General features: G+C 48.3%; 20 protein-coding genes. 9 read left to right on the top strand and 11 right to left on the bottom strand.

What is annotated here, in order from left to right:
• The first annotated feature begins 91 nt into the window (after positions 1–91).
• Together crcB (MKY22_RS01715) and crcB (MKY22_RS01710) are read left to right on the top strand one after the other, a co-directional pair.
• Positions 92–490, top strand: a complete 399-nt coding sequence (crcB, locus tag MKY22_RS01715) for a fluoride efflux transporter CrcB (RefSeq protein WP_290776441.1) — start codon at positions 92–94, stop codon at positions 488–490.
• The gene (gene crcB / locus MKY22_RS01710) at positions 491–841 is read left to right on the top strand and encodes a fluoride efflux transporter CrcB (RefSeq protein ID WP_035399149.1); all 351 of its coding nucleotides are present in this window, start codon (positions 491–493) and stop codon (positions 839–841) included.
• Between the two features lie 53 nt (positions 842–894).
• Here the strand turns inward: crcB (MKY22_RS01710) and MKY22_RS01705 are convergent, their stop codons facing one another.
• The 11 genes from MKY22_RS01705 to MKY22_RS01655 all read right to left on the bottom strand — a co-directional run bounded on the left by MKY22_RS01705 (position 895) and on the right by MKY22_RS01655 (position 13,955).
• Positions 895–1,749: a DegV family protein gene (locus MKY22_RS01705; RefSeq protein WP_058265493.1), complete on the bottom strand. Its 855-nt coding sequence runs from the start codon at positions 1,747–1,749 to the stop codon at positions 895–897.
• A 70-nt stretch (positions 1,750–1,819) separates the two neighbouring features.
• Positions 1,820–2,848, bottom strand: a complete 1,029-nt coding sequence (locus MKY22_RS01700) for an aldose epimerase family protein (RefSeq protein ID WP_214729639.1) — start codon at positions 2,846–2,848, stop codon at positions 1,820–1,822.
• A 92-nt stretch (positions 2,849–2,940) separates the two neighbouring features.
• Positions 2,941–4,617 carry a LytS/YhcK type 5TM receptor domain-containing protein gene (locus MKY22_RS01695; RefSeq protein WP_214729640.1) on the bottom strand — a complete coding sequence of 559 codons (1,677 nt, stop codon included), beginning with the start codon at positions 4,615–4,617 and terminating at the stop codon, positions 2,941–2,943.
• 178 nt (positions 4,618–4,795) lie between these two features.
• Positions 4,796–6,112, bottom strand: a complete 1,317-nt coding sequence (locus tag MKY22_RS01690) for a hemolysin family protein (RefSeq protein ID WP_023466825.1) — start codon at positions 6,110–6,112, stop codon at positions 4,796–4,798.
• A 36-nt stretch (positions 6,113–6,148) separates the two neighbouring features.
• The gene (locus MKY22_RS01685) at positions 6,149–6,517 is read right to left on the bottom strand and encodes a MerR family transcriptional regulator (RefSeq protein WP_149426685.1); all 369 of its coding nucleotides are present in this window, start codon (positions 6,515–6,517) and stop codon (positions 6,149–6,151) included.
• A gap of 155 nt (positions 6,518–6,672) precedes the next feature.
• Positions 6,673–8,808, bottom strand: a complete 2,136-nt coding sequence (locus MKY22_RS01680) for a (Fe-S)-binding protein (RefSeq protein ID WP_290717122.1) — start codon at positions 8,806–8,808, stop codon at positions 6,673–6,675.
• 178 nt (positions 8,809–8,986) lie between these two features.
• Positions 8,987–10,321, bottom strand: coding sequence for an alkaline phosphatase (locus MKY22_RS01675; RefSeq protein ID WP_290717125.1), 1,335 nt, complete (start codon positions 10,319–10,321; stop codon positions 8,987–8,989).
• Positions 10,322–10,425: 104 nt separating this feature from the next.
• Complete coding sequence (locus MKY22_RS01670) at positions 10,426–10,863, bottom strand: NUDIX domain-containing protein (RefSeq protein WP_214729643.1); 438 nt, start codon at positions 10,861–10,863, stop codon at positions 10,426–10,428.
• Positions 10,864–10,918: 55 nt separating this feature from the next.
• A complete protein-coding gene (locus MKY22_RS01665) occupies positions 10,919–11,338 on the bottom strand; it encodes a hypothetical protein (RefSeq protein WP_050677289.1) in 420 nt (139 codons plus the stop codon).
• Positions 11,328–11,750 carry a DUF1934 domain-containing protein gene (locus MKY22_RS01660; RefSeq protein WP_341086083.1) on the bottom strand — a complete coding sequence of 141 codons (423 nt, stop codon included), beginning with the start codon at positions 11,748–11,750 and terminating at the stop codon, positions 11,328–11,330. Before MKY22_RS01660 ends, MKY22_RS01665 begins: the two co-directional genes overlap by 11 nt.
• A 504-nt stretch (positions 11,751–12,254) precedes the next feature.
• Positions 12,255–13,955, bottom strand: coding sequence for a glycoside hydrolase family 13 protein (locus MKY22_RS01655; RefSeq protein WP_251137680.1), 1,701 nt, complete (start codon positions 13,953–13,955; stop codon positions 12,255–12,257).
• Positions 13,956–14,302: 347 nt separating this feature from the next.
• On the opposite strand from MKY22_RS01655, the gene MKY22_RS01650 reads away from it, so the two are divergent.
• The 7 genes from MKY22_RS01650 (at position 14,303) to MKY22_RS01620 (ending at position 22,251) form a co-directional block, all read left to right on the top strand.
• Positions 14,303–15,739, top strand: coding sequence for an NAD-dependent succinate-semialdehyde dehydrogenase (locus MKY22_RS01650; RefSeq protein WP_023466816.1), 1,437 nt, complete (start codon positions 14,303–14,305; stop codon positions 15,737–15,739).
• Positions 15,736–17,364: an acetolactate synthase large subunit gene (locus MKY22_RS01645; RefSeq protein ID WP_341086079.1), complete on the top strand. Its 1,629-nt coding sequence runs from the start codon at positions 15,736–15,738 to the stop codon at positions 17,362–17,364. Before MKY22_RS01650 ends, MKY22_RS01645 begins: the two co-directional genes overlap by 4 nt.
• Before the next feature lie 5 nt (positions 17,365–17,369).
• Positions 17,370–17,696: a bacillithiol system redox-active protein YtxJ gene (ytxJ, locus tag MKY22_RS01640; RefSeq protein ID WP_214729646.1), complete on the top strand. Its 327-nt coding sequence runs from the start codon at positions 17,370–17,372 to the stop codon at positions 17,694–17,696.
• 259 nt (positions 17,697–17,955) lie between these two features.
• Positions 17,956–19,491: a DHA2 family efflux MFS transporter permease subunit gene (locus tag MKY22_RS01635; protein ID WP_290776424.1), complete on the top strand. Its 1,536-nt coding sequence runs from the start codon at positions 17,956–17,958 to the stop codon at positions 19,489–19,491.
• 117 nt (positions 19,492–19,608) lie between these two features.
• Entirely contained in the window at positions 19,609–19,905 is a 297-nt protein-coding gene (locus MKY22_RS01630; protein ID WP_195866168.1) for a metal-sensitive transcriptional regulator, read from the top strand.
• A 13-nt stretch (positions 19,906–19,918) separates the two neighbouring features.
• The gene (locus tag MKY22_RS01625) at positions 19,919–22,048 is read left to right on the top strand and encodes a heavy metal translocating P-type ATPase (RefSeq protein ID WP_341086076.1); all 2,130 of its coding nucleotides are present in this window, start codon (positions 19,919–19,921) and stop codon (positions 22,046–22,048) included.
• Complete coding sequence (locus MKY22_RS01620; protein ID WP_341086074.1) at positions 22,045–22,251, top strand: cation transporter; 207 nt, start codon at positions 22,045–22,047, stop codon at positions 22,249–22,251. Before MKY22_RS01625 ends, MKY22_RS01620 begins: the two co-directional genes overlap by 4 nt.
• Positions 22,252–22,327: the final 76 nt, after the last annotated feature.

Raw genomic sequence — 22,327 nt, 5'->3', positions numbered from 1 at the left:
CGTTAAGTTCCTCGGATGACTTTTTTTCTTGACGCTTTCTTGAGAGCAGGAGTACGTTTAACGTAGACTTTTTTTAGAAAAGAGGATTCCTATGCTGTATGTACTCGTAGGTCTCGCAGGTATTCTCGGTGCCTCTGCACGTTATGGACTCGGACTGCTGATTGGCGACTTTACGACTGGTCCGTTCCCGTGGCCGACGCTTGTCATCAACTTGATCGGGAGCTTTCTCCTTGGCTATGCGACACATTTTTTATTTCGAACGAAACTCTTACATCAATATGCGATCACAGCCATCGGCACGGGCTTCATCGGCTCATTTACGACGTTTTCGACATTTAGCGTCGAGACCGTGACCTTACTCAACGAACATCATTTAGCGGACGCGTTCCTCTACGTACTCGTCAGTCTATTCGGCGGTTTGTTCCTATCTTATCTTGGTTACGCGCTCGGAACACGACGACTTCGTCACGTGACGAAAGGACGTGAGTGAATGACGCTACTTGCTCTTGCCATCGGTGCTTTTTGCGGCGCCATCAGTCGGTTTGCCGTCAGTCAATGGATGAAGACGGTTTGGAAACGTGAATTTCCACTAGCGACGTTCCTGATTAACGTAATCGGTTCGTTTTTGCTTGGTCTCGTCATCGGTGCGCATCTGGATACGACATGGACGTTACTCTTAGGTACCGGTTTCCTTGGATCATTTACAACGTTCTCAACGTTCAAAATCGAGACGTTGCAGTTATTTCAGGACGGAAATCGTAAAGTACTTACCCTCTATCTCATCTCAAGCTACGGTTTCGGAATTCTTGCAGCTTTCCTTGGAATCACACTTACAGCTTGAACAAAACAAGAGGCGACGGAAAATCCGTCGCCTCTTGTCGTATCCGTTTTAATTTAATCATTCATCCAGAATAGACCAACCGTCTCTGCTCCGGCATGCGTCCCGATTGCTGGTCCGAACGTGCCCTCGAGAATCGTCAAATCCGGGAACTTCGCTGCGACTTGCTGCCGCAGTTCCGCTGCCATTTCCGGTGCCATCGTCGTCGCGACATAAATCCGGTTCTTATAGAACGTGTGCTGACGCATCGATTCATCGATTTGTTTAACCATTTCGATGTAAGCTTTCTTTAAAGAACGTGCTTTTTTGAACGGTACGATTTTTCCTGCTTCATCCGTCGTGATGATCGGTTTGATGCTGAGTAGGTTCGCAAGGAACAAGTCACCGGATGAGACACGTCCACCCCGGCGCATCGTTTCCATATTACCGACGATCATATAGAAATGGGTCTTTTTCGTCAACGCTTGTAAGGCTGCGACGATTTCCTCGACGGATTTCCCCTGTGCCGCGAGCTCCATCCCGTAACGAATGAACTCTTGTTGGTTCTCAAACGCTGTATGCGAGTCGATGATATGAACCGGGAAACTGGCTGCTTCCGCTGCTGATGCTGAACTTTGGACGGTACTTGAGAGCCCATTCGTACAGTGCACTGCAATGGCACAGTCATAGCCTTCTTCTTTCAGACGTTCATATGTTCCAACGAACTCCCCAAAGATTGGTTGTGATGTTTTGGCAATCAGCTTTTTGTCCGCATCTAAGGCACGGAACAATCGCTCGACCGTGATCGCATTCTCTTGATACGCCGTATCACCGAGTAAGATTTGAATCGGTACGACATTGACGCCGATCGCTTCTGCCTCTTCCTTCGTGAAATAGGCCATACTATCGGTCACCCATGCTATTTTAGTCATTTTCCTTAGCCTCCGTTAGATTCTTCTCGCTTTATCCTACCATATACAGAAGTGGAAATCGCAAGAAACGTCATGACATCATCTGAAAATGAAACGATGTACGCTTATGATAGTGCTCATCGGCATGCAAGACGACGGAAGGAAAATTCGGTTGGTTGATCGCATCCGGTAATCCTTGTGTCTCAAAACAGATTCCGAGGTATGGGGTTGCTCGTCTTCCACAAATCGTAAACTCGCCCGACAAATGATTAGCGGTGTAGACGACGACTCCCGGTTGATCCGTCACGACGCGCAATCGCCGCCCGCTGATTGGTTCATCGAGAACGATTTCTCCACCCTCTCTAAGCAGGAAGGGATGATCAACCCCACTACCTGCTTGACGGAGTTGTTCATCTGATGCATGTGTCACTTCATGCAGGGGACGGGTATCGAGAAAATCAAAGACGGTGTCTGTCACCGGGAGAATATCACCGGTCGGTACCGCATCTTTCGTCAACGGAACATAAAAAGGTGCATCCATTCGTAACAGATGCTGTTCAATCGTCGTCTTCGCCTCACCCGTCAAGTTAAAGTACGTATGATTCGTCGGACTGAATGGTGTCGAAGCTGTCGTCTCCGCTTCATAATGGATATGCAGGACGTTCTCGTCCGTCCATTCGAACGTCAGCGTGAACGACAAGTGCCCCGGATAGCCGTTCTCCCCACTCGGACTATCTAAACGTAGAACAAGTTTGTCGTCGTTGATTTCGTGCGTGAACATTCGGTTCGCCCAATTTTCGCTTCCTCCATGGAGGTGATGTTCACCCTCATTTTGTTCGAGTACATACGTCATTCCTTCTAGCGCAAACGCACCATTCGCAATTCGTCCGCCGACGCGTCCGATCGTGGCGCCTAAGTGATGCGGATCATCTTGGTATTCTGATAGGTCGTCAAACGCGAGTACGACATTTTCGATCATTCCATGTTGATCCGGAACCCGGATGGCAAGAATTTTTGCGCCTCGGTTCAAGATATCGATACTATGCCCATGCACATTCTGTAACGTGAATCGTAGCAAGGACTGATCTCCTAGTTGCCCTACTTCTGTTGTCGTAATCATCATTTGCTTCCTCCTGTACGATACATTTTCCTGTTTTCGTATTTACCCTCGGAACGAGACAAAAAAACAACAATGGCAAAAGACCATTGTTGTTACAGAGACGGAAGTGGTAATCGCACTTCGATCCGAGTCCCTTGATGGATGATCGAGTGGACGTGTAATGTTGCAGTCGGACCGTATGTCACGTCTAATGCGCGTCGAATCAGAAACAGGTTCGAATCACCCGCTTCCTTTTGATTCAGTTGTTGCATCACAGCAGGCGGTACACCTTGCCCATTATCCGTAACTTCGATGACCCAGTCTGTCGTCGTCTTGAAGGCACGGACATCAATCCGGTGATGTCGTCCTGCCTTTACGAATGCATGACGTAGTGCATTATCGACGAGCTGTGTCACAAGGAATGGAAAGACGAAGTATTCTTCAACAGCGGTCTCGATATCAAGATCAACCGTGATATCAGCGGAGGTCAGTTGATTCGGGCGACGTCGTGTTCCTTCTAGTGATAAATAGGCCTTCAAGGTCGCCAGTTCCTCGCGTAGTGGATGTTCATCATGCCGCGTCGCTGTCGTCAACAGTTGAAGCAGCGCATTCAGTTGATGTTTCACAGGAGTTCCCGGATCAGCTGTCCGCTGGATTTCTTCGATGATCCCTTTCAGATAGCTGACGTGTAACATCGGTTTCATCTTTCTTCCGTTTAACCGGAGCAACTGATCTTCTCGGTGCATGTGCAGCTCTCGTGCTAATAAACGGACGAGTTGTTCCGTCATCCGCTCGACAGTGTCGTCAAATAAGTCTTTCGAAAAGTAACAGATGACACCTGCCTTTTGACCGTTAATGCGCATCGGATGAAAACTGAGAATTTGTCCCGTCTGCTCGTCTTCCTGTCGGACGGGTTCTTCTGCTTCGATCCATCGTTGTTCCTCACGTCTCGGTTGCTCGCCACAGACTGCTGGTTGCTGGTCCGTCATATCGATGACGACCTCTGTCGCCCCGAGCACGACGATCCGTTGCATCTTTGTCTCCTTCAATAACGTCGCTCCAATCTGCCGTGCGACTTCCGAAGTCAATCCCTGCTTTCGTAAGGGTTGTAATGCTTGCAGTAGACGATCGGATCGCTCGGTCTGGCGGACGAAGAGTGCTCCTTCGAGTCGAAGTTGTGTCCGTAAGATCATGATGAACAGTACGACCCCACATATGTTTGCGAACAGTAACGGAAAAGCGGCACGACTCATCAAATCCAGTGCCTCCGCTGTATCAGGGGCAAGTAATAATGTAATCCCACTTTCGAACAATAATGCCGTCAATACGATACCGATTGGTGGAACGAGCGCATAACCATCATGCAAGCGCCAGCGTTTTCGATACCAGCCGCTCGCAAGTCCAGCGAGCATGGCGATGATCCAACCGGCTTCTGCCCCTAACGAACCGAGTACGTAGCGGTGTAAACCAACCAAACATCCCGTGATGCCGCCGATCACTGGTCCACCAATCAATCCGCTCGTCACGATGACAGCGAGTCGGGTATCGAGCAACAAGGCATCCTTTTCGACAGCTAATCCGAGTAACGGATCAATCGTCGTATCTTGCGAAAGTTCAATTCCTGCGTAGTTCATCAAAATACCGGATGACACGAATGCAAAGAGCAGTGGAAGATTCATTCCGCGGTCCATCTTGAATATGTATCGGGAAATGCGCCACTGGGACAATAAAAAGGCTAACAGTGCTAACATACCTAAACGACTCAGTAAGAATGGGATCTGCTCGAGCACGGAATACCTCCTCGTTTCATAGGACGCGAATCAACAATAAAGTCGTATTAGATTACATTCCCGCTCCTCTCTGCATTCTCCTATCACGACTACCGAAAGTTCGCACAATCCGTCTATTCTTGATTTTTTGACTGATGTGATATAAAAAAGCCGGCTCCTCCATGAGGAACCGACCATCTTATGCTTCTGCTTGTTCAGCTGGATGCAACCAAATCTTGACGCGGTTGATTTGATAGTTCTCCATCTCCATCACCTCGACGGAGAAGTCTGGTGTATCGATATGCTCACCTGGCTGAAGATCAATGTTATGCATCTGAATCCAGCCACCGATCGTATCGACATCTTCGACATTCGTAAAACGAATATTGAAACGTTCTTCCAAATCAGCGAGCAAGACTGTACCGTCGAGTAGGAACTCGTCCGATTTGACCTGTTCGATTTCTTCGACTTCATCTGCGTCGAATTCATCACGGATTTCACCGACGATTTCTTCGAGTAAGTCTTCCATCGAGACGAGACCTGCCGTTCCACCGTATTCATCGACGACGAGAACGAGATGGGTCCGGGTCCGTTTCATCTTGCGAAGTGTCTCTTGAAGCGACGTCACTTCCGAAACAACCGGTAAATCCTTGATATAATGCGTCACCGGATGCTCATTGCCGTTCGCATAATCCGTCAAGACTTCCTTGACGTTGACGTATCCGAGAATCCGGTCCTTATCGTTTTCTTCTGTGACCGGGTAACGCGTGTACGGATTATCCATGAAGATTTCCATCAGTTCATCTTTCGTCAAACGTTCCGAGATCGTCTCCATCCGCATCCGCGGCACCATCAAATCTTTGACGATGTGCTCATCAAACGCAAAGACGTTTTGCATGAGGGCAAGTTCCGTTTGGTTGATTTCACCACTTTGGAAACTTTGCGCCATGATGATTTTCAATTCATCTTCCGAGTGGGCTTGTTCGTGCCCTGCTGGTTTGACACCGAACAGACCGAGGAATAAGCGCGCTGAACCGTTGAGTAACCAAATGAATGGGTACATGATTTTACCGAACACATAAAGTGGACGGGCAAACAACAATGTCATGCGTTCTGCATACTGAATCGCAAGCGTCTTCGGAGCGAGTTCACCGATGACGACGTGTAAGAACGTTACGGATACGAATGCGATACCAAACGACAAGAGTGTCGAAACAGCAGCAGAGATCCCGAAGTCGTCGAAGACAGGATGCAAGATCTTTTCAACGGTTGGTTCACCAAGTGCCCCAAGACCAAGTGCCGTGACCGTGATACCAAGCTGACAGGCAGACAAGTAGTAATCGAGATCGCCCGCGATCTTTTTCGCGAGGACGGCACTTTTGTTCCCTTCTTGAATCATTTGATCCAAACGCGACATCCGAACCTTAACGACAGCAAATTCCGATCCGACGAAAAACGCCGTCAACGCAATCAACAAGACCACTAAAAATAAATTGATGAATAATATAGTATCCAAAATCCCCTAAACAGGGGTCACCTCCATTGTTTTGTATTAAAGCTGTGCAATCAAGGAAGCAATCAATGTCAGACGTCGGGACAGTTCTAAGCGGATCGCTTGTTTTTCGACGTCCGTCGAATACAACAAACGCTGCTCGAGTCCTTCAACCGTCGCCTGAAGTTGTTTCACTTCCTGATAAATCGTCTCCCCTGTTTTTTGTTCCCGTTCCGTAAAAGAAGCAAGAATCTCTTGCAGGGAAAGTCGTTGAGACTTCAAATATTCAATCTTTTCGATTTGATGAATGACCGATTCGTCATACAGACGGTAGCCAGACGCGGTACGCTCTGGTGTTAACAGACCGAGTGATGTGTAATAATCGATCGTTCGTTTTGATAAGCCGGTGGTCTCCGCGACCTGACCGATTCGAAGTAACGCCTTCCCAAAAGATTCTCACCTCCTTTCTATAGCTAGTTCTCTTATCTTATCATGTCAAAACCATACAGTAAAACGTCGCGCTTTTTCAGAGAAAAAAACGACTACTCCCGCTCGCACGAGAATAATCGTTTCATCCCACTTTTTCATACGGTTACGACAGGTTCTTCGACTGGTATACCGACGATTGAGCGTTCTAGTAATTCAACGACATCGTACGTAGCAACCGCCTCGTCGACTTCCTTCGCCTTCGTGCCGTCACTGAGCATCGTCAGACAGTACGGACATGCTGACCCAATGACAGACGGTTGGACCGTCAACAATTGTTCCGTCCGTGCGACGTTGACGCGTGCGCCGACTTTTTCTTCTTGCCACATCATGCCGCCACCAGCACCGCAACACATCCCTTTTTCCCGGTTGCGTTCCGTCTCGACGAGCGTGATGCCTGGAATCTTCTCGAGAATATAACGTGGTGCGTCGTAAATATCATTGTAACGACCAAGATAACACGAATCGTGATAGACGACACGCTCCTTGACTTCATGGAGCGGTGTGATCCGTTTTTCGTCAATCAGTCGTGCGAGCAATTCGGTATGGTGATAGACTTCAACGTCCGGACTCAGTCCGAAGTCGGGATACTCGTTTTTAAATGTATTGTAGGCATGCGGATCAATCGTGACGATCTTTTTGACGCCGTATTTCTCAAATGATTTAATGTTTGCTTCCGCGAGTTCCTGGAACAAAACTTCGTTCCCGATCCGGCGCGGTGTATCTCCTGAGTTTTTCTCATCGTTTCCTAGAATCGCAAACGAGATGTCTGCCTCGTTTAGAATACGCGCAAACGCCATCGCGATTTTTTGACTTCGGTTATCGTACGATCCCATCGCACCAACCCAGAACAGGTACTCGAAGTCTTCGCCCGCTTTTTTCTTCTCCTTTGCTGTCGGAACGACGAGTTCATCACGGTTTTTCCGCCAGTTTTCGCGTTCTTTCCGGTTCATCCCCCATGGATTACCTTGACGTTCGATGTTTGCCATCGTCCGTTGCATCTCCGGATCCATCTTGCCTTCCATCATGACGAGATGACGACGGAGGTCGATGATCTTATCGACATGTTCGTTCATGACCGGACACTGATCTTCACAGTTCCGACACGTCGTACACGCCCAGATCTCTTCTTCTGTAATGACGTTCCCAATCAATGAATCTGGAACGATATCCATCTGTCCGGCTGCTGCGAGTGAAGCGATTTGATTTCCTTGCGATCCTTCGAACGCAAAGGCAGGTGCCCATGGCGAGCGCTGTGTGATGGCTGCCGTTTTCATGTTGAGATGGTCCCGTAATTTAACGATCAAATCCATCGGAGACAACATCTTCCCCGTTCCACTCGCTGGGCACATGTTCGTACAGCGTCCACACTCGACGCAGGCATATAGATCAACGAGCTGTTTCTGATTGAAATCTTCGATTCGGTTGACCCCGAAGCTAAATTCCGCTTCGTCGTCTTCTGCCTCTTCCATGACCGATAGATCAATCGGTGCCAAACGCCCGACTTTCGACGTTCGACCGAGCCAGACGTTTGCTGTACCGGCAATCAAGTGTGCATGTTTACCTTGCGGGATGTAAACCATGAAGCTAAGTAAGAACAGTAAGTGTGCCCACCAGAAGAAAACGAATAATCCAAACGCAACCGATTCCGGCACCCAACTGAATAAGAACGCGATGCTTGAAGCAACCGGTTCACCGAGCGTCGAATGATTCTCATAGACAAGGAAGAAGCCGTTTCCGAACAGGACGGCGACCATCAAACCACCGATGAAGATCAACGCAAGACCTGCCATGAAATTCCGCTTCAAGCGGACGAGTTTCTCAACGTACCGGCGATAAAATCCCCAAACGACAGCAATCAAGATAACGAGCATGACGATTTCTTGGAAGAATGTAAAAATCGGATAAAGCGGACCGAGTGGGACATGCGGAAAACGCTGACCGACGGCGAGTCCTTTCCAGATAAAATCGATCGCTCCGAATTGAACGAGTAAGAAGCCGTAGAACATCATAACGTGGATAGCGCCACTTTTCTTATCTTTTAATAATTTCTTTTGACCGAAGACGTTGACTAAGACTGCGTCCAGTCGTTCTTTGTTCGTCAGTGTCCATTCCGCCTTTTTCCCCCGTTTAATAGCGGCATAACGACTTTTGACGAGTGACGTGAACAGATAGCCCGCATAGCCGATGACGAGTAGGAAGGCAATCCAGTTGATGAGTAAAAACGTATTCATGTTCGAACAAACCCCTTTCCCCCTAAAGCAGTTGTGTTGAAATGAGTATAGCATATAATGAATGGCTATTCATTCATTTTTTTCATTTAGTTTTTACTGCGTCACACAAGCAGATACGTACTCAAAAAAAAATCAAGCGGTGGATCATCCACCGCTTGATTTAATCACGTCCAATACGTCATTTTTTTAATTTCATTGCATTGGCCATCAGACCAGGGATGTCCGTATTTTCATGCAACCCACTGAACTGTTCGCTTTGTGGACCGTACGCGTAGAGCGGAACGTCAACACCTGTATGCACGGCAGTCGTCCAGCCGACATACGCTCGTTTACTGATCATCTCATTCAATGTCATGACGCGTTTCTTCGCATCTACTTTTTGCAACGTCTGAATTTCTTCAGCCGTCAAATCAAACGTCGTTTCTCGTTTGACGACAGAGGCGATGTTCGATAAGTCGTCGTTGAACTGACGAACCATCTCATTCCCCGTCGCCTTGACGTTTTTCAAGACTTCTGGTTTCGCTACGTACTCATCGTATCCACCGACGGACATACCACCTGTATCATGGTCACCGGCGACGACGACCAATGTGTGTTTATCTTTTGCTGCAAAACGAAGCACTTTTTCGACTGCCTGGTGGAACGCTTCTGCATCCTTCATCGCCCAAGCAGCATCATGCGCATGACCCGCCCAGTCGATCTGACTTCCTTCTACCATCAAGAAGAAGCCATCGCGGTCTTTCTTCAATGTTTGCAGGGCTTTCGACGTCATCGTCGCAAGACTCGGTTGATTCGTGTTTTCCCGGTCCAGTTCTGGTGCCATTCCTTCTTCTGCAAACAATCCAAGAACTTTACGACCATCCGTCTCATTCAGACTTTCGAGTGAATCCGCATACTGGTATCCTGCTCGTTCTGCTTTCTTCACTAGATTACCAGCCTCTTGAACGCCACCATTCTTTTGATCAAAAAAGAACTTCTGACCGCCACCAAGTAAGACGTCGACTTTCATTTCATCCATATATTGTTTCGCGATGTCCGCTTCATTCGCACGTGTTGCGACGTGCGATGCAAAAACAGCTGGTGTCGCATGGGTGATGGCTGATGTCGAGACAAGTCCTGTTGCTTTGCCTGCTTGATCCGCCCGATCAAGAATAGACGCTACTTCTTTTCCACTTGGATCCATACCGATTGTTCCGTTGTTTGTTTTTGTTCCTGTTGCCATCGCCGTTCCGGCAGCTGCTGAATCGGTCACTTTCGTGTTTGCCGAATACGTCCGCATCATTCCTTTTAAATGACCGTCGAGTTCCGTCTCCTCGCCTCCTTGATACCAGCGATAATTCGTTGCATAGGCAGCCGAATAACCATCCGGAATCATGAAGATGACATTTTTAACCTTCGCTTGTTTCGTGTTTTGTTTTGCCTCGACCGGCTGAGCCGATTCATATGTATAGCCCGCAACTCCCGTCATAAGCACTGTACCGAGAATACCTGTCGCCATCCATTTCTTGTTCATTTGTGTTTCCTCCCTGTTCCCGATGATGGTTTCATCATACCGAGCGAATGTAAATGAACGATGGAGACTGCTTTAAGGAATGTAAAGAAACGATGACAGCCGAGTTACCACTTCATCTCTTCAAACATGTAATAGCCTTTGTGCTGTTCTTCTAAATATGTCGATAACGGAAGACGGACATCTTCACTCGTGATGTACTCCGCTAACTCCGTTTGATCGATCCACTTCGTCTCAATGATTTCTTCATCGGGATCATTTGGATCAAGTACACCACTCACTTCGCAATCAAAATAAGTCACGAGGCTGTGCGCTTGATAGGTCGGCATGAAGTTCTCCGTTAAGAAAGCAAACGACGACGATGTGACCGTCAAGCCGGTTTCTTCTTCCACCTCGCGACGAAGTGCTTGCTCGAGTGTCTCTCCTGATTCAATCTGTCCACCGGGTAAGCTCCAGCGCTTCTCCTGACCCGATTGATTATTGACGATGAGCAGTTGATCGCCCTTGCGGATGATCGCGACGATGATTCGATAGAGTGGATACATGACGCTTCCTCCTAAAAAGACCACCTTGCCTAAAACAAGATGGTCCACTGAATGTTTATTCTAACCCGAGCGACTGTGGTAGACGGACTGCACGTGCGAAGGCATTTTTATAATCCTTTTTCGCGACTAACTTTTCGACTTCACGGATTGCTGGATGCTGTTCGTCCGCGAACGCACCAAGGATCGTCAAGTAACGCTCGTATACTTGATCGTCTTCCTGACGTGCTTTCAAGAGCGCTGTATACAGCATGACGGTATCTTCGCCGTATAAGACCGGTAATTCTTCATTGATTAAGAGTAGCGTATCGATGGACTCCGGGTCGACCTTCGGATTGTATTCCGTGATGACCTGCTCTGCGAGTCCTTCGAGTTGATCACGCCATTCGTTGTAGCGCGGCTCATCGTTCTCGAGCCATTCAAACCATTCCTCTTCCAACATCTGCTCCATTTGACGTACTGTTTGTTCAAATGCCATTCGTCTCACTCCGTTCCCAAGTTAAATTAATCGTATACGTACCGACTGCTTGTCCATTCATCTTTAATGTATAGCGAAACTGCATCTGCCGCGGTTTCATCTCAATCGTCTCCGTGCCCGTTTCCATCAACATCTGACCGAATTGACTGCCATACTGGCTTTTGGTCGTCTCTCCTAAAATGAAGACATGATGCATCGCAACAGGACCTTTACGATTCAAAGCAATCTGGTCTTTTGACCATTTGATCGTCGTATCGATCGGTTGTTCATCCGGCTGAACGAACTTCACGGCAAAACCGTCTTTTGTTTCGAACAACGTGCCGTCCGCCTTAAGTTCGACCGATTCACGCATCGGACCATCTTCGATCGTCGTCACCTGTCGTAATGACACCGGGTACTTTACTGGTTTCACTTCTATCACCTCATCGTTTAGCGTACACGATTTTTTCGTCTGATGCACCTTCTGCTTACATGCAACAAAAAAACGGATCCGATGTACATCGAATCCGTTCCAGATTGTAGACAAATGGACTGACTCAAAAAATGACGCACCTTTTCACGCCCTTTCCTCAGGCGAGACACAAGCCAGTTTTCCCGCTCCATTCGAGCAGGAAAACGGGTCTTGTTTGTCTCTGACAGCGCAAAATTGCGCTTTTTCCTGTAGGAGTGGCGTGTAACGTGTCATTTTCTTTATACCCGGAAGGAGAATCAGAAAAGCGTTTTGTTCACTCGACATCGCTTCCTAGGGAAAAACAAGCAAGAGCGACCCTGCAGCGAAGCGAAGCGGCGCGATGCTTGTCCCAGGAAAACGATGCGAGACGAACAAAAAAAAGCGCAATCCTTCTCGTTAGAGAACAATTGCACTTATCTTCAGTCTCAAACAGATTCGATGTACTTCGAATCCGTTCAAAACATATTAGCGCACACGGTACAGACGAGCTTCGAATGGACGAAGGACGAGTTCTGTTCCTTCGTGGTGCATCGTCGGATAGTTGCCAAGCAACATATTGTCCGAGTGCAAGATGATGTCCGTATCGATTTCTGCTGTTTCGCCTTTTAAGTTCGTAACGATCAAGAATTGTTCGTCACCAAGCGTCCGTGTATACGCGTAGACTTTCGTGTCTTCCGGTAAGATGAGATCGTACGCGCCGTAAATCAACGTCTCTTCCATCTTACGGATTTGGATCATTCGTTTATAGAAGTTCAAGATTGAATCTTCATCTTGTTCTTGCGACGCGACGTTGATGTCCGCGTAGTTTGGGTTGACACCAAACCATGGAGATTGATTCGAGAAACCACCGTTTTGCTCATTTGTCCACTGCATTGGTGTGCGTGAGTTATCACGGGACGAGTTCCAGATGACTTCCATGATTTCCTCATGTGTTTTCCCAGAAGCAAGTTGCATGTCGTACATGTTTTTCGTCGCGACATCATCATAATCCGAGATGTCCGGGAATTGAACGTTCGTCATCCCGATCTCTTGTCCTTGATAGATGAACGGTGTGCCTTGCATGAAGAAATACATCATCGCAAGCGACTTCGCGCTCTCTTTCCAGTACTGTTCCTCGTCACCCCAAAGGGAGACTGAACGAACCTTATCGTGGTTTTCGAGGTATAACGCATTCCACCCTGTAGCTTCAAGTCCTTTTTGCCATTTCGTCAGCACTTGTTTCAGTTTGACGACGTCGACTCCTTTTTCCGCATCTGCACGCCAGAGATCCATGTGCTCGAATTGGAAGACCATGTTCATCTTACCGTTCTCTTCTCCGACCCAGAGATCGGCTTCTTCCGGTGTGACGCCGTTTGCTTCTCCGACTGTCATGATATCGTATTTCGAGAACGTCTCATCCTTCAACTCTTCGAGATACGCATGGATGCCTTCGACGTTCATATGCATATCGAATGAAGGAACATACGGCATACCAAGCGGGTTCGGGAGATCGGCGAATGATTGATCCTTATTGATGTGACTGATTGCATCGATTCGGAAACCGTCGATACCTTTATCGAGCCACCAGTTGATCATCGTATAGACGGCTTGACGCATATCGCGGTTTTGCCAGTTCAAGTCTGGTTGACGACGAGAGAAGACGTGCAGGAAGTACTGCTCCGTCTTTTCATCATATTCCCATGCTGATCCACCGAAAATACTTTCCCAGTTGTTCGGTTCTCCACCATTGACGGCATCTTTCCAAATGTACCAATCGCGTTTCTCATTGTCTTTTGACGAACGTGATTCAAGGAACCACGGGTGTTCATCCGATGTGTGGTTGACGACAAGATCAAGCAAGACCTTGATGTCACGCTTATGCGCTTCTTCCATCAAGAGATCAAAGTCCGCCATCGTACCGAACTCATCCATGATGTCTTCATAATCACTGATATCATATCCATTATCATCGTTCGGTGACTTGAACATCGGGCAAATCCAAAGGACATCGACGCCAAGATCCTTCAAATAATCCAATTTTGCGATGATACCCGGAATATCGCCGATTCCATCGTTGTTTGCATCGTAAAAGCTGCGTGGATAGATTTGGTAAGCAACTGCTTCTTTCCACCAAGCTCGTGTAATTGTTTGTTGGGCCGTTTCAGGGCGCGGTATCATTTGTGTCATGTGTCGTGAATCCTCTCGTAGGTCAGTCTTTGGGGTGTTGTTTTCATTAGTCAGTTAACTTCTATACATTGCGCAACCGATTGCGCAATTCCTCTACCTTCATCTTATCAAATCCACTTTTAAAGTCAATGTTTCGGGGGTGATTCCACCATTTCACATCAACGGTTGTCACTCTTCGTTCCCACTGAATATTTCAAGTCATTTTACATTACATTTACTGAATTATCCTACACTGTTTATCGGTCGATTTCTACCCTTTTGCATAACCTTTCCTTCCGAAAGTGAATCTTTTTTTCTTCGTTCGGGTATACCCTTACCAATGCATGTAAAAAAGGGGGATTTTCAGGATGAAGGGACAATTCTTTATTGGCGGACAATGGCTGGATCACGGACGAGAACGGACAGATGTTACGAATCCAGCTACTGGGGAAGTCGTCGGTAGTGTACCAAACGGAACAAAATCAGACGTCAACGACGCAGTAGAAGCAGCACGGAAGGCATTTCCTGATTGGTCGAAACGGACAGTCTACGAACGTGCCGAACTGCTCGAGAAGTTATATGCGAAGATGATTGAGAAAAAAGATGAACTGGCTCGCCTGATGACGCTGGAAATGGGGAAACCGCTCGCTGAATCAGAAGGTGAAGTGCAGTATGCCGCAAACTTCGTCAAATGGTTTGCAGAGGAAGGAAAACGCGCTTATGGACGTGTCATTCCGACACATGATGCTTCTAAACGACTTCAAGTCATCAAACAGCCGGTTGGTGTCGTTGCTGCGATCACACCATGGAACTTCCCGGCGGCCATGATTACCCGAAAGCTTGCTCCAGCACTCGTCGCCGGATGTACGTTTGTCATCAAACCACCAACAGCGACTCCGCTTACCGCGCTTCGTCTTCTTGAACTCTGTCAGGAAGTCGGGATTCCAGAAGGCGTCGTTAATGCCGTTACAGGTAGCGGGAAAGCACTCGGTGAATCACTCGCGACACATCCGCATGTCGATAAGATCACCTTCACTGGTTCAACCGAAGTTGGACGGACACTGATGGCTCAAGGAGCAGAGACGATCAAAGCGATGTCGCTTGAACTCGGCGGACATGCACCGATTCTCGTCTTTGATGACTGTGACCTTGATTTAGCTGTCGCTGAGACGATTAAGTCGAAATTCCGTAATGGCGGTCAAACGTGCGTCTGCGGAAACCGGATTTACGTATCCGACTCGATCTATGATGCGTTCGTTGAAAAACTCGGGCAAGAGACAGCGAAGCTGAAGACCGGAAATGGTTTGGATGCTGAGACGAAGATTGGACCGATGATCAATAAAGCGGGTTACGATAAAGTCAAAAAACATGTCGATGATGCGACATCCGCTGGTGCACGAGTCGTCACGGGCGGAACAGGAACGACGGATGAGGAGAACGATGTCTATTATTATGAAGCAACCGTTCTCGCGGACGTAAAACCCGGCATGCTGATCATGAACGAGGAGACGTTCGGACCTGTTGCTCCCGTCCAGCGTGTCAGTTCTGATGAGGAAGCGGTTCGTTACGCCAACCAGACACCATTCGGTCTCGCTTCGTACGTCTTTACAAAGGATTACGCGCGTGCCATTCGTGCAATCGAGGGGCTTGATTATGGAATCGTCGGCTGGAATGATGGCGTTCCTTCTGCTGCGCAAGCACCATTTGGTGGAATGAAACAATCCGGTCTCGGACGCGAAGGTGGTAGTGAAGGACTCGAAGCGTATCTCGAGACGAAGTACATTTCAATCGGTGGACTAGCGTGAACGCGGCGGATTGGTTCGTCCAATGTTTAGAGGCAGAGGGCGTCACGCATATCTTTGGTGTTCCCGGTGAGGAAAACATCACATTACTCGAATCACTCAGTCGTTCGTCGATCACCTTCATCACGACACGTCACGAAACGAACGCCGCGTTCATGGCAGCGATGTTCGGTCGCCTGAGTGGACGACCGGGTGTCTGCCTATCGACACTTGGTCCCGGTGCGACCAATATGATGACCGGTATTGCAAGTGCGACGATGGATCATTCCCCTGTCGTCGCGATCACTGGTCAAGGAGCGACAGCACGGCAACACAAAGCATCGCATCAAATGTTTGATCTCGTAGACCTCTATCGTCCGGTCACGAAGTCCAGTACGTCCGTTCTGTCAGCGGAGGTCATTCCAGAAATCGTTCGACGTGCCTTTGCGACAGCAAAAAGCGAAAAACCAGGGGCAACCCATATCTCTTTTCCAGAAGACATCGCAAAACAAGAACGTGATCAAGCAGCGACACCCTTGCAACAAGATAGCACGCCAACACATCTCCATTCCTTGACGATTGATGATCCCGATGCCTTACGTCTGATCGAACGAGCAAAACGTCCGGTCATCATTGCTGGATTTGGCATCCATCGGCAGCAAGCACTCGATGCATTTCGAGCATTCGTCGAAAAGCTTCAAGCTCCCGTCGTCGAGACGATGATGGGAAAAGGAGCGATTTCTTCACACCATCCGCTCGCTGCACACACGATCGGTTTACCAGACGTCGATTACAACCAGCGGATTCTCGATGCGAGTGACCTCATCATTACGGTGGGCTACGATATTACGGAGTTACCTCCGCAAAAATGGAACTCGAAAAAGACACCGATCGTCCATTTGGATACAAATCCTCACGAAATCGATGCTTATTATCCGGTTGTCGCGAACCTAGTCGGACCACTCGTCGATATGCTGACTGTATTGACTCCTTTACTGCCCGAGCGTGCGTGGAACGACTGGCAACAAGATCGCGATAAATTACGCGACGAAATTCAAGAAACGTACTCGCTTGCCCTGCCTTTACACCCTCAAAGTATCGTTCGTGAACTCGAACGAACCGTCGGGGAGGATGGCATGGTCTTCTCAGACGTCGGCGCACACAAAGTCTGGCTCGCACGCCATTATCAAACGACACGTCCAGATCAATTATTCATTTCCAACGGGTTTGCTTCGATGGGCTATGGTTTATCGAGTGCGCTCGCAGCCAAACTATTGTATCCGGACCGGCGAATCGTCTGTGCCGCTGGAGATGGTGCCTTTTTGATGAATGGTCAGGATCTCGAGACCGCCGTTCGTTTGAAGCTTCCACTTGTCGTGTTGATTTGGCGTGACGGTACCTATGGACTGATTGAATGGAAACAACAACAAGCGTATGGGCGGTCGTCCTACATCACGTTTGACAATCCAGACCTCGTTCAACTGGCTCATGCTTTCGGCGCACTCGGTCTCCGTGTCGGTGAACATGGCTCCCTCGCACATTGTCTTGACCAAGCATTTGCAAGTGATGGACCCGTTTTGATTGACTGTCCGGTCGATTACCGGGAAAATCTAAAGTTAAGTGAACGTCTCCGGACGTATGGAGGGTGATATACATGACACAACCACGTAAACTGCAATCTATTTCTGATTTTGATCAATTTGCGTCCGAACATACCGCGTTCGTGATTTGCAAACACAGCACGACATGCCCGATCAGTGCCGCAGGATTCTCGGAGTATACGAAGTTCGCGGATGAAACGTCTGTTCCAACGGCGTATCTTTTCGTCCAAGAAGCTCGGACCTTATCGAATCACATCGCTGAACACTATAATGTCCGACATGAGTCGCCACAAGTTCTTTTCATTCAGGACGGCAAATCTGTCTGGACAGCATCTCACTACGACATTACAAAGGATGCACTCGAAACGAACGTTCAGTAACGCTAATTATGAAACAAGCTTCTGGCTGTTTCAAACTGAAGACAAAGCGCAATTTTCCTCTAACGAGAAGGATTGCGCTTTTTTATTTCCTACGAATCATTTTCCTCATTTAGAAAAACGCTTTCAAAACTACATAAAAAATAAAATTATCTTTCTTAGCTATTATTATTTGTAATTCGAACTAAATCGGATTAAGATAAACTACAGATAGAACGACCGTATATAAATCTGTACCGTTAGTTTAGTTAGGAGGATATTCATGCAACAAAGTGCAACTCACACAGCTCGAGCTCCTTACGGCATCCTCGCCGTTTTGATGATCGGGGCATTCATCGCTTTCTTAAATAATACCTTGCTCAACATCGCCCTTCCTTCGATCATGAAGGATCTAGCGATCGAACCATCGACTGCTCAATGGCTGTCGACTGGTTTCATGCTCGTCAATGGTGTCTTGATTCCGACATCTGCTTTCTTGATTCAAAAGTATTCGGTTCGTCGCTTGTTCTTACTTGCGATGACCCTCTTCTCGACCGGAACGATTCTTGCCGGATTCGCAGATGTCTTCCCTGTGTTGCTCGCAGGACGAATGATTCAAGCATCTGGTTCTGCAATCATGATGCCGTTACTGATGAACGTCATGCTCGTCAGTTTCCCGATTGAAAAACGCGGAACCGCAATGGGATTCTTCGGATTAATCATGATGGGTGCCCCAGCGATCGGACCGACGTTGTCTGGTTGGATCATCGAGCACTACGATTGGCGGATGTTATTCCACTTCATCACACCAATCGCCTTGATCGTTCTCGTCGCTGGTTTCTTCTTACTTCGTGACGTCAAGGAACGGTCTGCCACTCGGATCGATCTCGCTTCCGTGGCACTTTCGTCACTTGGTTTCGGTGGCTTACTGTATGGATTCAGCTCAGCTGGCTCTAAAGGTTGGGACAGCTTCCACGTCTACGGTGCGCTGATCGTCGGAGTCATCGCACTCGTGACATTCATTTACCGTCAGCTCCATATGGAACGTCCGATGCTCAACTTCAAGATTTATCGTTACCCGATGTTCGCCTTGTCTTCTGCCATCTCGATGGTCGTCACGATGGCGATGTTCTCGGGCATGTTATTGCTTCCGATCTATGTCCAGACGATTCGCGGTATCTCACCACTTGATGCGGGTCTCATGCTATTACCGGGTGCCATCTTGATGGCCGTCATGTCACCAATCAACGGGAAACTGTTTGATAAAATCGGTGGACGTCCTCTTGCGTTGACTGGTTTGTTCATCACAGTCGTTACCAGCTACTACTTCAGTCAGCTCGAGATGGATACGACGTATACGCATCTGATCGTCCTGTATTCGTTACGGATGTTCGGGATGTCAATGGTCATGATGCCAGTCTCGACGAACGGTTTAAACCAGTTACCAACGCGCTACTATCCACACGGAACAGCGATGAACAATACGCTGCAACAAGTATCCGGTGCGATCGGAACAGCGTTGCTTGTAACAATCATGTCAACGCATGCGAAGACACGTGGAACAGAACTCGCGGCTGAAGCGGCGAAGAACATGACGAGTCAACCGACAGCTGAAGCGGCTGCTGCTCTGAAACAGCAGATCACGATGCAAGCAACGCTCGACGGAATCAACTATGCGTTCTTCATCTCGACGTTCATCGCTGGCCTAGCATTCGTCCTTGCTTTCTTCATTAAACGGGCAACACAAGCTGAAGACATCATTAGCGATCAACGTTCATTAAACGAAACGATCGTCAAACCACAAGTTTCCAATCAATAAGTACAAAAGCAGTCGCCTCTCGCGACTGTTTTTTATTTCTTAAGCTAAATACTGGTACCCCTCATACCTATATGTTACAGTGAAGATAACAACAAGATTACTAAAGGAGGTACGACTATGACACACGATCACCCCGTCGTTCCACGAACGAACGAAGAACAAGATGCGTTGATGAAACGACTAAAGCGCATCGAAGGGCAAGTCCGCGGGATTGCCAATATGGTATCTGAAGATCGGTATTGCATCGATATCTTAACGCAAACGGCATCGATTCAAGCAGCATTACGACAAGTCGAACTACAAATCATCGAACGTCATGTCAAGATGTGCATGCATGAAGTCGCCACCCGTCAAGACAGTACGGACGCTTACGTCGATGAGTTGATGGCGGTCATCGCTCGATTGAAAAAGTAAGGAGGGGTTTCTGATGTCAAAAACAATTGAGTTTGATATTGAAGGGATGACGTGTGCCGCCTGCTCCGCCCGGATTGAAAAAGTCCTCAACCGGATGGACGGGGTCGAAGCCACGGTCAACTTGCCGCTTGAAACCGCTCGTGTCTCGATTTCTGATGCCTATGACGATCAAGCAATCATCGAAAAAATCCGAAAAATCGGCTACGGGGCAACGGTCAAACAAGCACCACACGCAACAAAATCGAATCGCCGGATGCTCTATCGCTTTATCATCGCGGCTATTCTATCGTTACCGTTGCTCGCGAGCATGCTGACGCATATTCCGAACAGTCCGTTCCACCTTCCATTCTTAATGAATCCGTGGCTACAGTTTGCTTTAGCGACACCTGTGCAATTCATCATCGGAGCGCCCTTCTATAGTGGGGCTTATAAAAGTTTACGGAGTGGGAGTGCCAACATGGATGTCCTCGTTGCACTCGGAACATCGGCAGCCTACTTTTATTCCGTTGCTGAAATGCTACTCGTCTCTGATATGCCGCATCTCTACTTTGAGACGAGTGCGATTCTGATTACACTCGTCTTACTCGGGAAAGTCCTCGAAGATCGTGCGAAACAACAGACGACGGGAGCGATTAAAAGTCTGCTCTCCCTACAAGCAAAAGAAGCCGTCGTCTTAGAGAACGGACAGGAACGAACGGTCTCCATCGATGCAATTCAAACTGGGATGATCTTACTCGTAAAACCTGGGAATAAAATTCCGACAGATGGTGTCATTCGTGCAGGCGACGCGTATCTCGATGAGTCGATGTTGACCGGTGAATCTGCGCCTATTCATAAAACGGTTGGAGCATCCGTCATTGGCGGTACGCTGAATACGAATGGATCTTTACAAGTCGAAGCGACAAAGATCGGACAAGCGACGGTTCTCGCACAAATCATTCGCGTCGTCGAACAAGCGCAGACTGAAAAGGCACCGATTCAACGACAAGCCGATCGAATTTCTGGTGTGTTCGTGCCGATCGTCGTTGTCATCGCGCTTCTGACGTTAGCCGCTTGGTGGATGATCAGTGGATCCTTTGCGGAAGCGATTCGTCCTGCCATCGCGGTGCTCGTCATCGCTTGTCCATGTGCACTCGGACTTGCGACACCGACTTCGATCATGGTCGGAACCGGAAAAGGGGCTGAACGAGGGATTCTCTTTAAAGGGGGCGCTCAACTCGAGAATCTTCAACATGTCGATGCTGTCGTCTTTGATAAGACCGGAACACTGACAGTCGGTCGCCCTGTCGTCGTCGAAACGTTCGGTACGGAGACAGCGCTCGATTTCGCTGCTGCGCTTGAACGGCAATCGGAACACCCTCTTGCTCGCGCCATCACAGCAGAACGGGATGTCGTCTTTGATATCGAACGGTTCCACGTCGAATCAGGACGTGGGATCACGGGACAAATCATGGGACATGATCTCATCGTCGGATCGGCGCGAATGATGCAGGAACGAAACATCGTTCTTCCTGATTGGACATCACCTGGAGCGACTCTCGTATACGTCGCTGTCGATGGAGAAGTCGCGGCCGGATACGCCATCCGTGACGCGCTAAAAGATTCAGCGAAAGAAACGATCCAGCGTTTGCGCGAAACAAAAGAAGTATATCTCTTGACCGGTGACCGCCGGGAAGTCGCCGATCATTTAGCAACAGAACTGGGACTGGATCCAGCGTTCGTCTTTGCTGACGTTTTGCCGATTGAAAAGGCAGATGTCATTCAGTCACTTCAACAAACGAAACGTGTCGCGATGGTCGGAGACGGTATCAATGATGCCCCTGCTCTCGTAACAGCAGATGTCGGCATCGCGCTCGGTAGCGGAACGGATGTCGCTCTTGAAGCAGCCGACGTGACGTTGCTTGGACACGACTTAAAACAAGTTTTACTTGCGATCGAGCTGAGTGAGCAGACGATGAAAAACATTCGTCAAAATCTCGTCTTCGCACTTGGCTACAATACGATTGGCATTCCGGTCGCTTTTCTCGGTCTGCTTGCCCCATGGCTTGCGGGTGCCGCGATGGCATTCAGCTCTGTCTCTGTCGTGACGAATGCGTTACGATTAAAACGTACCCCACTATCTGAAGGAGGAACTTCATCATGAAAGAAACAACGTTATCTGTCATCGGTATGACATGCAACCACTGTAAAGCGAGTGTCGAATCCGCTCTATCTGAAGTCGAAGGTGTCCAACAGGCAACTGCCTCACTCGAACAAAACCAGGTTACAGTCCAGCACGAGGATGTTCCTCGTGAACGTCTCGTCGATGCGATCGAAGAAATCGGCTACGATGTACCGACTGCTTAAATTTTCATGCCAAACTGCTTCTAACACGCAGTTTGGCTTTTTTATTTTTTGAAAAGTGGGAATGTACGGAGTAAGG

The sequence above is a fragment of the Exiguobacterium sp. FSL W8-0210 genome (assembly GCF_038006045.1).
In the GTDB taxonomy this organism is placed as follows: domain Bacteria; phylum Bacillota; class Bacilli; order Exiguobacteriales; family Exiguobacteriaceae; genus Exiguobacterium_A.
The sequence above is the reverse complement of the archived record's forward strand: the minus strand, read 5'-3'. Positions and strand labels throughout refer to the sequence as shown.